The sequence below is a fragment of the Synechococcus sp. HJ21-Hayes genome, from assembly GCF_024345835.1.
Classification (GTDB): domain Bacteria; phylum Cyanobacteriota; class Cyanobacteriia; order PCC-6307; family Cyanobiaceae; genus Vulcanococcus.
Genome location: NZ_JAGQBW010000032.1, coordinates 1 through 13,260, shown reverse-complemented (window position 1 = coordinate 13,260; position 13,260 = coordinate 1). Strand labels below are relative to the sequence as shown.

The 13,260-nt window shown below is 67.7% G+C and carries 16 protein-coding genes; 12 read left to right on the top strand and 4 right to left on the bottom strand.

What is annotated here, in order from left to right; translation table 11 throughout:
• The coding region (locus KBZ14_RS15370; RefSeq protein ID WP_255119224.1) for an ABC1 kinase family protein at positions 1 to 1,570 on the bottom strand (1,570 nt) is incomplete at its 3' end.
• On the opposite strand from KBZ14_RS15370, the gene KBZ14_RS15365 reads away from it, so the two are divergent.
• Genes KBZ14_RS15365 through KBZ14_RS15355 form a run of 3 tightly spaced genes read left to right on the top strand, consistent with a single transcriptional unit; the run spans position 1,569 to position 4,491 of the window.
• Positions 1,569 to 2,963: an aminotransferase class I/II-fold pyridoxal phosphate-dependent enzyme gene (locus KBZ14_RS15365; RefSeq protein WP_255119223.1), complete on the top strand. Its 1,395-nt coding sequence runs from the start codon at positions 1,569 to 1,571 to the stop codon at positions 2,961 to 2,963. The genes KBZ14_RS15370 and KBZ14_RS15365 overlap by 2 nt on opposite strands.
• Before the next feature lie 8 nt (positions 2,964 to 2,971).
• On the top strand, positions 2,972 to 3,586 hold the full coding sequence (gene cbiT / locus KBZ14_RS15360; protein ID WP_255119222.1) for a precorrin-6Y C5,15-methyltransferase subunit CbiT: 615 nt from the start codon (positions 2,972 to 2,974) through the stop codon (positions 3,584 to 3,586).
• Complete coding sequence (locus KBZ14_RS15355) at positions 3,583 to 4,491, top strand: phosphatidate cytidylyltransferase (RefSeq protein WP_255119221.1); 909 nt, start codon at positions 3,583 to 3,585, stop codon at positions 4,489 to 4,491. The genes cbiT and KBZ14_RS15355 overlap by 4 nt, the downstream gene beginning before the upstream one ends.
• 14 nt (positions 4,492 to 4,505) lie before the next feature.
• Here the strand turns inward: KBZ14_RS15355 and KBZ14_RS15350 are convergent, their stop codons facing one another.
• Genes KBZ14_RS15350 through KBZ14_RS15340 form a run of 3 tightly spaced genes read right to left on the bottom strand, consistent with a single transcriptional unit; the run spans position 4,506 to position 7,127 of the window.
• Positions 4,506 to 5,132, bottom strand: a complete 627-nt coding sequence (locus KBZ14_RS15350) for an LmeA family phospholipid-binding protein (protein ID WP_255119220.1) — start codon at positions 5,130 to 5,132, stop codon at positions 4,506 to 4,508.
• Complete coding sequence (locus KBZ14_RS15345) at positions 5,125 to 5,985, bottom strand: alpha/beta fold hydrolase (RefSeq protein ID WP_255119225.1); 861 nt, start codon at positions 5,983 to 5,985, stop codon at positions 5,125 to 5,127. Before KBZ14_RS15345 ends, KBZ14_RS15350 begins: the two co-directional genes overlap by 8 nt.
• 23 nt (positions 5,986 to 6,008) lie before the next feature.
• A complete protein-coding gene (locus tag KBZ14_RS15340; RefSeq protein ID WP_255119219.1) occupies positions 6,009 to 7,127 on the bottom strand; it encodes an iron-containing alcohol dehydrogenase family protein in 1,119 nt (372 codons plus the stop codon).
• Positions 7,128 to 7,184: 57 nt separating this feature from the next.
• On the opposite strand from KBZ14_RS15340, the gene KBZ14_RS15335 reads away from it, so the two are divergent.
• From KBZ14_RS15335 to KBZ14_RS15295, 9 genes are all read left to right on the top strand, one after another.
• Positions 7,185 to 7,871, top strand: a complete 687-nt coding sequence (locus KBZ14_RS15335; RefSeq protein ID WP_255119218.1) for a response regulator transcription factor — start codon at positions 7,185 to 7,187, stop codon at positions 7,869 to 7,871.
• Entirely contained in the window at positions 7,858 to 9,156 is a 1,299-nt protein-coding gene (locus KBZ14_RS15885) for a sensor histidine kinase (protein ID WP_255119217.1), read from the top strand. Before KBZ14_RS15335 ends, KBZ14_RS15885 begins: the two co-directional genes overlap by 14 nt.
• Before the next feature lie 44 nt (positions 9,157 to 9,200).
• Positions 9,201 to 9,860, top strand: coding sequence for a TMEM165/GDT1 family protein (locus KBZ14_RS15325; protein ID WP_255119216.1), 660 nt, complete (start codon positions 9,201 to 9,203; stop codon positions 9,858 to 9,860).
• Positions 9,860 to 10,384, top strand: a complete 525-nt coding sequence (locus KBZ14_RS15320) for a cytochrome b/b6 domain-containing protein (RefSeq protein WP_255119215.1) — start codon at positions 9,860 to 9,862, stop codon at positions 10,382 to 10,384. The genes KBZ14_RS15325 and KBZ14_RS15320 overlap by 1 nt, the downstream gene beginning before the upstream one ends.
• Before the next feature lie 115 nt (positions 10,385 to 10,499).
• Positions 10,500 to 11,021 carry a hypothetical protein gene (locus KBZ14_RS15315; protein WP_255119214.1) on the top strand — a complete coding sequence of 174 codons (522 nt, stop codon included), beginning with the start codon at positions 10,500 to 10,502 and terminating at the stop codon, positions 11,019 to 11,021.
• Between the two features lie 32 nt (positions 11,022 to 11,053).
• The gene (locus KBZ14_RS15310) at positions 11,054 to 11,434 is read left to right on the top strand and encodes a hypothetical protein (protein ID WP_255119213.1); all 381 of its coding nucleotides are present in this window, start codon (positions 11,054 to 11,056) and stop codon (positions 11,432 to 11,434) included.
• Positions 11,435 to 11,516: 82 nt separating this feature from the next.
• Entirely contained in the window at positions 11,517 to 12,518 is a 1,002-nt protein-coding gene (gap, locus tag KBZ14_RS15305; protein WP_255119212.1) for a type I glyceraldehyde-3-phosphate dehydrogenase, read from the top strand.
• Positions 12,519 to 12,547: 29 nt separating this feature from the next.
• Positions 12,548 to 12,766: a hypothetical protein gene (locus KBZ14_RS15300; RefSeq protein ID WP_255119211.1), complete on the top strand. Its 219-nt coding sequence runs from the start codon at positions 12,548 to 12,550 to the stop codon at positions 12,764 to 12,766.
• 55 nt (positions 12,767 to 12,821) lie between these two features.
• Positions 12,822 to 13,130, top strand: a complete 309-nt coding sequence (locus KBZ14_RS15295) for a hypothetical protein (RefSeq protein ID WP_255119210.1) — start codon at positions 12,822 to 12,824, stop codon at positions 13,128 to 13,130.
• The last annotated feature ends 130 nt before the right edge of the window (positions 13,131 to 13,260 follow it).

Sequence of the window (13,260 nt, the reverse complement as noted above, 5' to 3'; positions counted from 1 at the left end):
GGCTGCTGCCCTGCTTGCCGGGCAGCAGTTTCAAGCCAGCTCCCGCCACAGGCAGCAGGCTGGCGCCGGCCTGGCTGTCGTCGCTGTCCACCACCGCAAGCAGGCTCTCGAGCCGCTCCAGTTGCAGGCGCCCCTCAGAGTCGAAGATCACCTCCAGGAGTTTTTCCCGCATTTCGGCGGTGTCGCCGGCCAGCAAGCGTTTGGCCACGTAGGGGTAGGCCACCCGAATGATGCGGAAGCTTGGATCCAGGCGCATGGCCAGGCCCTCCTGGCTCACTACGGCCCGGATGATCAGCGCGAAGCGGGCGGGTACCCGGAAGGGATAGGCATACATCAACTCTGAAAAGCGATCGGTGATCGCCTTGAAGTTGAAGGAGCCCACGTTGTCGCCCAGGGCGCCCCCCAGCACTTCCTCCAGGGCCGGCACGATCGGCGCTAGCTCGGTTTTGGGATTGAGGAAGCCGAGGGCCACGAAGTCCTGGGCCAGGCCGGTGAAATCGCGGTTGATCAGATGCACCACGGCCCCGGTGAGGGTGAGGCGATCGCTGTCGCTGATCGAGTCCATCATCCCGAAGTCCACGTAGGCCACATGGCCCATCGCCCCGGTTTTGCCTGGCAGGGCGAACAGATTGCCCGGGTGGGGATCGGCGTGGAAATAGCCGAATTCCAGCAATTGCTGCAGGCCGGCGATCACCCCTGTGCGGATCAGGGCGGCGGGATCGAGGCGCTGGGCCTCGAGTTCCTGGCGCTCCTGCAGTTTGGTGCCGTTGATCCAGCTGGTGGTCAGCACCCGCTGGCCCGAGAGGGAGCGATCCACCCGAGGTACCACCACAGCCGGATTGTTCTGGAACAGACGGGCGAAGCGCTCGGCGTTATCCGCCTCCATGCGGTAGTCGATTTCCTCGAACAGGCTGCGTCCGAATTCATCGATGATCTCGCCCAGGCCAAAGCCCAGGTTGAGGGGTAGCAGCGGTGCGGCCATCACCCCCATCAGCCGGATCAACACCAGATCGCGGCGGAGCTGATAGGTGAGGTTCGGGCGCTGGACCTTCACGGCCACCCACGGGCCACCCACGGGCCGTGCCTTGTACACCTGGCCAAGGCTGGCGGCGGCCACGGGGTAGTTCGGGAACTCCTCGAACAATGTCTCCACAGGTGCCCCCAGGTCCTCCTCGATGGTGCGCAGGGCGATGGCGTGGGGGAAGGCGGGCAGGTTGTCCTGGAGCTGGGTGAGTTGATCCAGCCAGTCGCGGCGCACCAGGTCGGGGCGGGTGGAGAGGGCTTGTCCCACCTTGATGAAACAGGGGCCCAGCCCTGTGAGGGTGGTGAGGATGCGTTTGCCCAGTCGCTGCTGCACCGCGCTGTCGCGGCTGTTGCCCTGCACCAGCAGCACCACGGCCAGGCTCAGCAGTTGCCACAGCACCACCACCAGGCGGCCTACCAGGGTCCAGGGACGCAGCAGCAGCCAGCGCAGGTCGCGCCCCGGGTTGTAGCTGAACGCGGGCGTGGCCAAGGCGGGCTGCTGCACAACGGGAGCAGCAAACTCTAGGAACACTGCCCTGATGGCCATGGGCCTGCTGGATCAGCTGCACCAGGCGGCCCCACCCTTGGCGCTGCATCTGCCGGCCCATGGCCGTGGCCGTGGCCTGGCACCTGGCCTGCGGGCGCTGCTGCGGCGTCGCCCCGGCAGCTGGGATCTGCCGGAGCTCCCGGAGATCGGCGGTCCGCTGCAGGCGGAGGGGGCTGTGGCCGAGAGCCAGGCTGCCTTGGCCCAGCTGTTGGGGGGCCAGCGCTGCTGGTTTGGGGTGAATGGGGCCAGTGGTCTGTTGCAGGCCGCACTACTGGGGTTGGCCCAGCCGGGGGAACGGGTGTTGCTGCCGCGCAACTTGCACCGCTCCCTGCTGCATGGCTGCCTGCTCGGGCAGCTGCGGCCGGTGTTGTTCAACCTGCCCTTCGACGCCGCCACTGGCCTGTGGCTGCCGCCCACGCCCGAGCATCTCGAGCGGGTGCTCACGGCCGCCCTGGCGGAGGGTCCGCTGGCGGGCCTGGTGCTGGTGTCGCCCAGCTACCAGGGTCTGGTGGGCGATCTGCCCGCCCTGATCGCCTGCGCCCATCGCCGCCATCTGCCGGTGCTACTGGATGAGGCCCATGGCGCCCATCTGGGCCTGGATCCCCGTCTGCCTCCCAGTGGCCTGAGCTGTGGGGCGGATCTGGTGGTGCAGTCGCTGCAAAAGGCGGCCGGAGGCCTAGCCCAGAGTGCGGTGCTGCTGCAGGGGGCTGACGAGCGTGTGAGGCCAGCCCGCCTGGAGCGGGCCCTGCTGTGGTTGCAGACCTCCAGCCCCAGTGGCCTGCTGCTGGCCTCCAGCGAGGCGGCCCTGCAGCATCTGCACGCCAATGCCGGCCGCCTGCAACTGGCCCGGGCCCTCGATCTCGCGGAGCGCTTGCGCCAGCGGCTCCAGCGCCAGGGACTGACCCTGCTGGACAACCAGGACCGCCTGCGCCTCACCTGGAATACTGCAGCGCTGGGCATCAACGGCTTGGAGGCGGATGCCTGGTTGATGCAGCGCGGGGTGATTGCCGAGTTGCCCGAACCCGGCTGCCTCACCTTGTGTCTGGGCATGCGGCCCAGCCGGAGGGTGCTGCGGCTGCTGCCGAAGCGATTGGTGCAGCTGCGGGACGCTCTAGGGGGAGCTCCGCTGCCAGCGTTCACGCCGCCGCCGCTGCCTTTGGTGGCCACGCCGGAGATGCCCCTCGAGCAGGCCTGGCGCGCGGATGCAGCGCTGGTGTCCCTGGCGGCGGCCGCGGGACGGCTGGCGGCGGAGCCCCTGTGCCCCTATCCGCCGGGGATTCCGCTCCTGATTCCCGGCGAGCGGATCGATCCGCAACGGGCCGATTGGCTGCGGTTGCAACAGTCGCTGTGGCCTGGCCAGATCGCTGATACGGTGAGGATTGTGGCGGAATGAGGAGGGCGATGCGGGCGGCAGGCGATGGCCCCTTCCAGTGGGACTTCGTGACGCCGGGGTTGCCCGATGCCGTGTTCGCCGATGCGCCGGGCTTCAGCCCCACGCCCATGGAGTTGCGGGTGATGCTGCTCGCTCACCTGCGGCCGCGGCCCGATTCGCTCGTGTGGGATGTGGGAGGAGGCACCGGTGCCCTCGCCCTGGAGATTGCCCGGCTGATGCCCTCCGGCCAGGTGCACACCCTCGAGCGTGATCCCGATGCCATCGAGTTGCTGGAGCGCAACCGCCTCCGCTTTGGCATGGCCAACCTGCACATCCATGCTGGCGATGCGCCCGAGGGCCTGGCTCAGTTGCCTTCCAACCCCGACAGGGTGCTGCTCGAGGTGGGCCGGCCCCTGCGCACGGTGCTCAACCAGGTTTGGGAGGCCCTGGTGCCGGCTGGTCGCCTGGTGATCAGCACCGCGAGCCTGGAGGGCCTAGTGGATGCCACCGACACCCTCGGCCAGATGGAGGCCGTGGACCTTCAGGTGGTGCAGGCCACCGTGCATCGCATGCAGCGCCGCGGTAGCCAGGCGCGGCTGGCGGCGGCCGAACCGCTGTTCCTGATCGCCGCGGAGCGCCCTTGATCCCCGCGCCCCGGTCTCGCACCTCGCCCCAGCGTCTGCTCAGCGGCTATGCCGCTGGGGCCTTTGGGCTGCTGGTGGTTGGGCTGGGCGGCTGGTGGCTCACCGTGGCCCTGGGGGTGATGGTGCACCTGGGCCTGCTCGAATATTTCCGCCTCGCCCAGTTCAAGGGCATTCGGCCCGCCTCCAAAACCACCCTGGTGCTGTGCCAGCTGCTGCTGATCACCACCCAGTGGGCCCATGGCGGCGATGCCGCCGGCATGGGCTTTGCGTCGGATCTGGCCGCAGCGGTGTTGCCCCTCTCCGGTGCGGCGATCTGCGGATGGCTGCTGCTACAGCCGGTTACCGGCACCATCGCCGACATCGCCGCCTCGATCTTCGGACTCTTCTATCTCGGCTTTCTGCCGAGCCATTGGATCCGCCTGCGGGACGTCAGCGATCTGGCCCTGGCTCCTCGGCTGGCGAGCTGGCCCGCGGCCTGGCCCCCCCTGAGCTCGGGCATGGTGTTGATGCTGATGGCCTGTCTGTTGATCGTGGCCACGGACATCGGCTCCTACGTGATCGGCCGGCGCTATGGCCGGCATCCGCTCTCGCCGATCTCCCCCGGCAAAACCGTGGAGGGGGCCCTGGGTGGGGTGGCCTGCGCTGTGTTGCTGGGGGGCGGTTTTGGTGAACTGTTGGGATGGAACTGGGGCTGGGCCGTGGGCGGGCTGCTGGGGGGCGTGGTGGCGGTGTTTGCCCTGGTGGGGGATCTCACCGAATCGATGATGAAGCGCGATGCCGGCGTGAAGGATTCCGGCGAATTTCTGCCAGGCCATGGAGGGATCCTCGATCGGATCGACAGCTACCTGTTCACGCCGGCGGTGTTCTTCTACGTGGTGACCCTTCTGCTGCCACTGATTCGCTGAGGCTGATCGGTCCGCTAGGGAGACACCCGTGCCGTGCCGTGTAGCTGCAGCATGCCCCCTTCGAGGTTGGCTTCCTCGATCCGGATGTTGGGGTCGCCGGGCAGCCTGAAGGTGTGGTCGTTGGGTTCGGTGCGCAATTCCAAGGTGCCGTCCACGGCGCTGGGCACGGTTTCGCAGCGCCGCCCCTGGGCGGCGAGCACTAGGCGGTCGCGTTCAATCTGCAGGCTCTGCAGCGGCGATAGGCCCATCAGCCCATCCACCAGGGCATCGCCCAGGCCGCGCCAATGGGGGGTGCTTAGGGAGCGGCTCAGCCCCGGCCCCGTGAAGGCGGCGTAGCCACGGATTTCAAAGGGATGCTCCAGCTGCAGGGCTTGCCCTTTGAGCAGCTTGCCCACCTGTACCTGGATGGCCGCGCTACGCAGCTCCACCATCTCGATGTCCAGGGAGCTAAACACCACCCGCCGTGCCACCAGGGTGACGCCTTCCAGGCGCCCCCGCAGCAGGGCCAGGGCTGAGCCGTGCAGTTGCAGCTCCAGGCTCTCCACGGCCTCACATTGCTGGCGGATCCAGTACTGCAGACCGCTGGCCAGCAGTTGCATCACAGGCCCCGCGGGCTGGGGGGTGGTGTCGTTGTCAGCCATGCCAGGTGTTGGCCACGGTGGCGGGTTGGTCGATGTGGGGCAGATGGCCGCAGGCCATCAGCTCGGTGATCCGTTTTCCTAACAGAGCCTGGGCGGCCCGCTTCTGGGGGGCCCGCAGGATGCGGTCGTTGGCGCCCCAGAGCACCTGGATGGGTTGTTCCGGTAGGGGCTCACCGCAGCCGGCGAAGCCACCACTGCGGGCGAAGGCCCCAAGGGCGCCGGCCCAGTTGGGACAGCGCAGGTGCAGGGAGGCGATTTCCAGTTCGGCTGGGCCCACATCCCTATCGGGTTCGGCAAAGGCACTGCGGCAGAGGCCCCTGCGCACCCCCGGTAGGGCCAGAAAGCGGGCGCCCAGCTGATCTAGCAGGGGGGGCACTGGCATGGGCTTGCCGGTGAGGCCAGCCGGCGCCAGCAGCAGCAGGCGATTCACCTGGCTGGGTTGCCGCCGGGCCAGTTCCACTGCCACGGAGCCCCCCATGGAGGCTCCGATCAGCCCCACACTGGGCGCCCCACTGCGCTGCAGTACGCGCTGCAGCAGCACCTCCAGGTGGCTGAGCACGCCCGCGGGGTTGTACGCGGCGTTGCCCGGCCGGGGGCAGAAGCCGAAGCCGAACAGGTCGGGGATGAACAGTTGGTGGTGGCTGCTCAGTAGGGGGGCCAGGCGCCGGTATTCCAGGTGGGAGCTGTCAAAGCCATGCAGCAGCAGCAGCGGCGGCCCTTGGCCCAGCACTGCCACGGGCCAGGCCTGGGGCCATCCGGGCAGTTCCCACCACTGCACCGCCGCGGCCAGGGCCCGGCCCTGGGGATCGAGTAGGCAGGTGGCAGCCTGCTCAACCAGCTCGCGCTGGGGCATGGGTGTGCTGGCTGTCACGGCGTTCAGTGGTGGGCCCTGGCAACGGGGCTGGTGGCCGTCGTGCTCACCAGAGCGGCCAGTAGATCCGCCGGGTCCACCGGGAAGGGCAGATGGTGCAGATCGGAATCAGGCCGGCAGGCAAACGTACACACCTGCTGCAGTTCAAGCAGGCTGGCCCCCTCCAGCCCCAGGTCCGCCAGGCTCACAGGCAGGCCAAGACTGCGGAAGAAGGGCAGCAGTTGGCGCTGGGCCTGGGCCGCCAGCTTGTTGCCGCCAAGCCCTTCTTCGAGGCGCAGTTGCACCAAGATGCCGAATCCCACCTTCTCGCCGTGCAGCACCCCATGGGTGGCCTGTAGTTGGGTGAGGCCGTTGTGAACGGCGTGGGCGGCCACGGTGCGGCAGCGGGCGCCACCGATGCCGCCGATCAGGCCGGCCGTGAGGCCAGAGGCCTCCGCCACGCGGATCCAGGCCTCGCCGTCCGGCTCGTCTATGGCCTGTTGGCCTTCCAGAAGCATTTGATCCCGTAGCACCCGCGCCTGCTGCACGGCCTGTTGCACCAGGCCATCGCTGCTGGAGCCGCTGCTCACCGACGCCTCGTACCACTTGGCCATGGCATCGGCGATGCCACTGGCCAGGGTGCGGGCCGGGGCCTGCCGCACCAGTTGGTGGTCAAACACCAGTAGATCGGGGCAGCGGGCCAGGGCCACATCCCCCTGGAAGGCGCCCTCGGGCGTGTAGAGGTTCGAGAGGGCCGTCCAGCCGGCGCAGGTGGCGGCACTGGTGGGCACCGTGATGCAGGGCAGCCCCAGGCGGTGGGCCAGCAATTTGCCCGCATCCAGCACCTTGCCGCCACCGATGGCGATCACCCCGTCGCAACCAACAGCCTTCGCGTCGGCCGCGATCGGTTGCAGGTCGTCTTCGCAGCAGTCGAAGCGCAGCACAGCCGGGTGGGGCTGCAGCCCCCAGGTCTGGAGATCGGCCACCAGGCCAGCCCGCAGCTCTGCTGTGGCCGCGCTGCGCCCCAGCACCAGTGGACGCCGGCAAAGGCCGGCGATGGCCGGCCGGGCCTCGGCCCAGGCCTGGGGGCCCCGGATGACCACCGCCGGCGCAATGGCGTGGTGCTGGCTGGCGCTGGAGCTCATGGGCCACTGCGTTGAGGATCCACTTTAAAAGTGGTCTGCAGCCGCGGTCGCGACCCCGTGAAAGTGCTGGTAGTGGAGGACGAGGCCGAACTCCGAGGGGCGATGCTGGATCTGTTGGCTCAGTGGGGCTATGCCCTGGCCAGTGCCGCCGACGGTTGGACGGCCCTGGAGCTCACGGCCCGGGAGGAGATGGATCTGGTGCTGTTGGATGTGTCCCTGCCGGGCTGTGATGGGCTCGAGGTGTGCCGTCAGCTGCGCCAGCGTCCCGGCGATCAGCCTCTGATCCTGATGCTCACGGCCCGGGATGGCAGCGGCGACAAGGTGCTGGGCTTTGAGCTGGGTGCCGACGACTACGTGGTGAAGCCGTTTGATCCGCCGGTGCTGCGGGCCCGGCTCCAGGCGTTACTGCGTCGCCGCGATCGTCCCCTGAGCCAGGCGCTGTGTTGGGGCCCTTTGCGGCTGGTGCCCGGCCAGACCTGGCTGGAGCTGGCCGGCCAGTCCCTGGAACTCACCCGCAAGGAGGCCCTGTTGCTGGAAACCCTGCTGCGGGCCCAGGGCCGCAGTTGCAGCAAGGGCCTGCTGCTCGATGCCAGCTCCGATGGGCGCCGCGAGGTGGGCGAAGACACCATCAAGGCCCATGTGCGCAACCTGCGCAGCAAGCTGATGGCAGCCGGTGCCACCCCGGATCTGATCGAAACCGTCTACGGCCTCGGCTATCGCCTCAACCCCAGTGCCCTCTCCTGATCCGCTGCGGCTGCGTCGCTTGCTCGGGGTGCAGGGGCTGGGCTTTGCCCTGCTGCTGCTCACGGCCTTTGCCGCGGCGGTGTACTGGGGCATCGCCGGGGCGCGGCAGGAGAGCCTGCGGGCCGAAACCCGCCAGCTGGCGGCTACCGCCGCCGCCCAGCTGCCCCTGATCAGCCATGAGTTCAGTGAGGATGGCAACGCCCGCAAGTTCCGCAACGACCGTGAGGTGGTGGAGCTGCCCCAGGGGCGCGTCCAGCGGGTGCAATGGTTTGACGCCCGTGGGCAGCTGTTGGTGCAGGAGGGCGCCCTGAAGTTGCCGCCAGCGGGCCCGGTAATCCAGCCCCGCTGGCAGCGCTGGCAGCGCTGGCCCGGTGGCATCGGCCTGTGGCAGCCGGTGTTCACCCGGCCCCGGCAAGGGGAGGGCACACGGCCGCAATTGGCGGGCTTTGTGCAGGTGGGGCTCTCCACCCAGCCGGCTGAACAGGAACTGGCTCGGCTGCGGAAAGGCTTGTTGCTGGGGGGCATCGCCGCCGTGATTGTGGCGCTGGTGGTGGGCCGCCGCATGCTGCGGGCGGCCTTTCTGCCCCTGCAGCAGCAGGTGCAGGCCCTGGAGCGCTTCACGGCCGATGCCTCCCATGAATTGCGCCACCCCCTCACCCTGCTGCGCACCTGGGTGGCCGCCGATCCGGAGGGGGCATCGCCGTTGGCACAGCGCATTGATGCCCAGGCCGCCCAGATGGCCGGGTTGCTGAACGACTTGCTGTTTCTGGCTCGCCAGGACCAGGGTGTTTCGGAGGGCCCCCTTCCGCGGGGAGGTTGGCGTCGCTTTGATCTCCTCGACCTGCTCGACGACCTGATCGCCGCCTACACCCCCGCTGCGGACGCCGCTGGTGTGCAGTTGGCTCTCGAGCTGCCGGTGGGGCTGGCGGCGGTGCCGCTGCGGGGTCAGCCCGAGCACCTGCAGCGGCTGTTCACCAACCTGCTGCTGAATGCCATCCGCTTTTCACCTCCAGGTGGCTCCGTGCGCTTGCAGGTGGCACTCCACGCCGGCCGCGTGGGTGTGGAGGTGGCGGACCAGGGGCCGGGCATTGCCCCGCAGGATCGTCAGGTGGTGTTTGAGCGCTTCTGGCGCACGAGCCCAGAAGCGGCGGGCCACAGTGCTGGCCACAGCGGCCTGGGCCTGCCCATCGCCCGCGCCATTGCCCGCCGCCACGGTGGTGAGGTGCGGCTGGCGGCGGCGGATCCTGGCCATTGTGTGCTGGCCGTTGATTTGCCCCTGGCGTAGCGGCTTTCACGACTTCTTCACCACCCCTGAGCTAGGGATGGGGCATGCCTGCATCATTCACCGGAGATCCCGGTCTGGCCGCCTTCGGCTCCAGCCTCACCGCCATCACCCTGGCGGAGCTGGGGGATAAGACCTTTTTCATGGCACTGATCCTGGCGGTGCGCCATCGGGCCCGCTGGGTGTTCATCGGTGCTTTTGCGGCTCTCACCGCCGTCACGGTGCTCTCCCTGGGGCTGGGGTATGGCCTGCGGGAGTTGCTGCCCCAGGCCGTGGTGCCCTGGCTGGCGGCGGTGCTGTTCCTGGGCTTTGGCCTGAAGCTGTTGCTGGATGCCCAGGGCATGGCGGCTGGTGGGACTGGCGAGGAGGCGGAAGAAGCGGAGGAGGCCATCAATGCCGCCGAAACGCGCAAGCCACTGAACACGCCCTGGGCGGTGATCTGGGAGGCCTTTGCCCTGGTGTTTGTGGCGGAGCTTGGCGACCGCACGCAATTCACCACGATTTTCATGGCCACCGCCCCAGCCAAGGTGTTCAGCTTTGGCGGACTGCTGGCCGGCACGTTGCTGGGGCATGCCCTGGTCACCTGGCTTGCCGTGGGCGCTGGCAAGTGGATGGGCCAATGGGTCAATGAGCGACTGCTCTATCGCCTCAGTGGCGGCCTGTTTCTGGTGTTCGGCCTGGCGGCCCTCAAGCAGGCCCTGGGCTGATGGCACGTCCGTATCAGCCGTCGTTGCTGCGCCTCCTGCATGGCGCCATGGCCGCCGTGGTGGTGCTCTGCTGGTTCTCGGGTGTAGCGCTCTACAGCCAATTCGATGGGCGCTGGGGGCGCCTACCCCTGCGGATTCCCGATGTGATCGATCTCCACGGCAGCTTGGGGGTGGTCCTGGTGTTGATCAGTTGCCTGTTCGTGCCCTACGCGTTCACCCTGGGGCGCTGGCGGTTGGCGCAGTTCTCCAATGCCGTGGCCCTCGGTGCCCTGCTCTTGGCTGTGGGCAGTGGCCTGTTGATGAATGAGGAATGGCCCCGGCGCGGTGAGCTGCACCACTGGGCCTACAGCCTGCATCTCACCGCCTGGCTCGTGCTCACCCTGGCGGTGTTGCTGCACCTGCTGGGTTCGTGGCGCCGGGGTGGCTGGACGTTGCTGGGGTCGATGCTGAGCCTGGGCCTGCGGTCTGGCGATGCACCGACCCATTGGCCCGATCAGCTGCGCCGATTCTTCGGCTTTCCGTAGTCACCAGATCGGCCGGGCTTCGGCAGATTGATCAACAGCACGGGAGGTGGTGACGATGGAGCGGAGGGGACTTCGGGCACGACTGGCTGAGGCCCTGATCCGCTGGGGTGCTGCCTTGCAGAGGGATCGTGCGCCGGAATCCCTGCCGGCTCTGCCTCCTGGTCCCGTGGCGGCGGATCCAGCTGGAGCCGATCGTCGCCAGCAGGCCCAATCGGCCAAGTTGCCTGGGGTACGGGCGCCACTGTCCATTGAGAAAGCTGTTCTCAACAGGGATCTAGCTGTCCTGAAGCGCGAGGCCAGCGATGCCCTCGCGGCCCTGGGCGCTGCCCATGCCGTGGTGACCTCTGCCCGTTTGGCTCAGATTCAGACCCTGCGCTCGGAGGTGGACCAGGGAGAGGCGCCTGAGGACGATCTGGTGGACCTCGCTGGCGACTACCAGGCTTGGCAGAACGACCAGGTGCGCCTGTTCGATGCGCTGGCCTTGGTGCTGGGCATGCCCGTCCCGGAGGGACGGGCCTTTGATCAGATTGAGGAGAGCATGGGGGATGCAGCCCGGGCCCACCTCAGTGCCCTGGCGGCTGAGTACCAGCGTCGTCTGCTCACTGAACAGTTTGAGGGCGGCGAGAAGGAGGCCTGAGGCCACCCCATCGGGGAGGGCCATCGCCGAAGATGAACCATCCGCTGGAGCCCATGGCCCGATTTCTGCTGGTGCTCAAGCCCCGCATGCCCTTGGCGGTGCCCCAGTTGATTGACGGGCTGGCGCCGGTGCTGCAGGAGCTGCAGGCCGAGATTGATCACCGCACGCCAGCCCACCTCAGCGCCCTGCTCCGAGGCGGTCAGGAGCATTTGCGCATGCAGCTGTTCGCCGATGTCCAGTCCAAGGCGGAGGGGCCGGTGTTGGAGTTGGTGCTGATGAGCCGCGAAGCCATGGGCCAGGGGGCACCCCAGACCCATGCCGTGTTTGAGCAGTTGGTGCACCTGGTCTCGCGTCAGCTGGATGGCCTTGAGCTGTGCTTCCGCTCCGACCGAGACGGTGCGCTGCCTGGCTGAAGCGGGCTTCGGCCGCGGCTCACTGCAGGACGGACCGTAAGGTGACCCCAGTACATCTACTCAGGGTCTCAGGAGCGCCGCGATGACCATCCGCATTGGTATTAACGGATTTGGCCGCATTGGTCGTCTGGCCTTTCGCCGTGCCATGGCCCTGGGGGATGTGCAGGTCGTGGGCATCAACGACCTGATTGATGTGGAGTACCTGGCTTACATGCTCCGTTACGACTCCACCCATGGCCGCTTCCAGGGGGAGGTGCGCGTGGACAACGGCCAGCTGGTGGTGAACGGCCACACGATTCGCATCACCGCCGAGCGCGACCCGAACAACCTCAACTGGGGCGCCGTGGGTGCTGACTACGTGCTCGAGAGCACCGGCTTCTTCCTCACCGATGAGGCCGCCCGCGCCCACCTCAACGCCGGCGCCAAGCGCGTGGTGATGAGTGCTCCCTCCAAGGACGACACTCCGATCTTCGTGATGGGGGTGAACCACACCAGCTACGCCGGCCAGGACATTGTGTCCAATGCCAGTTGCACCACCAATTGCCTGGCGCCGATGGCCAAGGTGATCCACGACAACTTCGGCATCGTGAACGGGTTGATGACCACCGTTCATGCCACCACCGCCACCCAGAAAACCGTGGATGGCCCCTCGGTGAAGGATTGGCGTGGTGGCCGCGGCGCCGCCCAGAACATCATCCCCAGCTCCACCGGTGCTGCCAAGGCTGTGGGCCGGGTGATCCCCGAGCTCAATGGCAAGCTCACCGGCATGGCTTTCCGCGTGCCCACCCCGGATGTGTCGGTGGTGGACCTCACCGTGAACCTGGCCAAGCCCGCCAGCTACGACCAGATCAAGGCCGCCATGAAGGCCGCCTCGGAAGGCCCCATGGCTGGGATCCTCGGCTACACCGAGGACGAGGTGGTGAGCACCGACTTCCTGGGCGAGAGCTGCACCTCGGTGTTTGATGCCGGTGCCGGCATCGCCCTCACCGATACCTTCGTGAAGCTGGTGGCCTGGTACGACAACGAGTGGGGCTACAGCTGCAAGTGCATCGACCTGATGCGCCACATGGCCAGCGTGGGCTGAGCCCTGAGACCTCCTGCCACCATGGCCCCATGACCGGCAACCTTCAGGCGATTGGCTTTCTGCTCACCTGGGTGCTGGGTTGGGGCATTGGTGGCTCGTTGATCGATGCCGGCCTGATTCAGGCTGGCGTGTATTCGCTCGAAACAGGCCAGCTCGGCACCCTCTCCACGTTCGTGGTGTGGACGGGGGTGTGGGGTGGCTTCGGTTTCTGGCTGTTCAGGCGATTCACAGACGACTCCAAGCGCTGATGGCCGTTGCCGCTGGCAGCGGGCAGCGCTAACCAGGAGTAGATGCGCCGGGGCCATGGAGGATCAACCGATCACGCCCCATGCCGGCCCCATCTTTGATGCCGACGGCCTCCTCACCTACATCGGTGACGACGGACGCCGCTATGTGGTGGGTCCGCTGCCCGAGGCCGACGAGACCAGCGTGGATCGGGTGATGGAGCTGCTGCGAAGCGGCAACACCCTGTTTGCCGAGATTGAGGTGCTCAGTCGTCAGTGGCTGGAGCGGGTGAGTGGCCTCGAACTCGACCGTCGGGCGGCGCTGGTGCTGCTGCTCACCACCCTGGAAACCGCCCTGGAGGGGGAGGCTCCTGAGGCGGACGACTGAAGCGCCGAAGCCCTTGTGGGCCGTGTGTAAAGCACGGGGTTGACTGGAGAGCGGTATCGGGTGTTATGGTTTTGGACTGCGCAGGAGCCGAAAGGCGAGAGCGCAGAGCCAAAAAGCCTGAGAGGGTTTT

Coding starts and splice junctions, on each gene's coding strand:
- KBZ14_RS15345 (WP_255119225.1), bottom strand. CDS start 5,985: ATGCCCCAGCGCGAGCTGGTTGAGCAGGCTGCCACCTGCCTACTCGAT.
- KBZ14_RS15325 (WP_255119216.1), top strand. CDS start 9,201: ATGCCTGCATCATTCACCGGAGATCCCGGTCTGGCCGCCTTCGGCTCC.
- KBZ14_RS15365 (WP_255119223.1), top strand. CDS start 1,569: ATGGGCCTGCTGGATCAGCTGCACCAGGCGGCCCCACCCTTGGCGCTG.
- KBZ14_RS15300 (WP_255119211.1), top strand. CDS start 12,548: ATGACCGGCAACCTTCAGGCGATTGGCTTTCTGCTCACCTGGGTGCTG.
- KBZ14_RS15350 (WP_255119220.1), bottom strand. CDS start 5,132: ATGGCTGACAACGACACCACCCCCCAGCCCGCGGGGCCTGTGATGCAA.
- KBZ14_RS15320 (WP_255119215.1), top strand. CDS start 9,860: ATGGCACGTCCGTATCAGCCGTCGTTGCTGCGCCTCCTGCATGGCGCC.
- KBZ14_RS15340 (WP_255119219.1), bottom strand. CDS start 7,127: ATGAGCTCCAGCGCCAGCCAGCACCACGCCATTGCGCCGGCGGTGGTC.
- cbiT (WP_255119222.1), top strand. CDS start 2,972: ATGCGGGCGGCAGGCGATGGCCCCTTCCAGTGGGACTTCGTGACGCCG.
- KBZ14_RS15310 (WP_255119213.1), top strand. CDS start 11,054: ATGAACCATCCGCTGGAGCCCATGGCCCGATTTCTGCTGGTGCTCAAG.
- gap (WP_255119212.1), top strand. CDS start 11,517: ATGACCATCCGCATTGGTATTAACGGATTTGGCCGCATTGGTCGTCTG.
- KBZ14_RS15295 (WP_255119210.1), top strand. CDS start 12,822: ATGGAGGATCAACCGATCACGCCCCATGCCGGCCCCATCTTTGATGCC.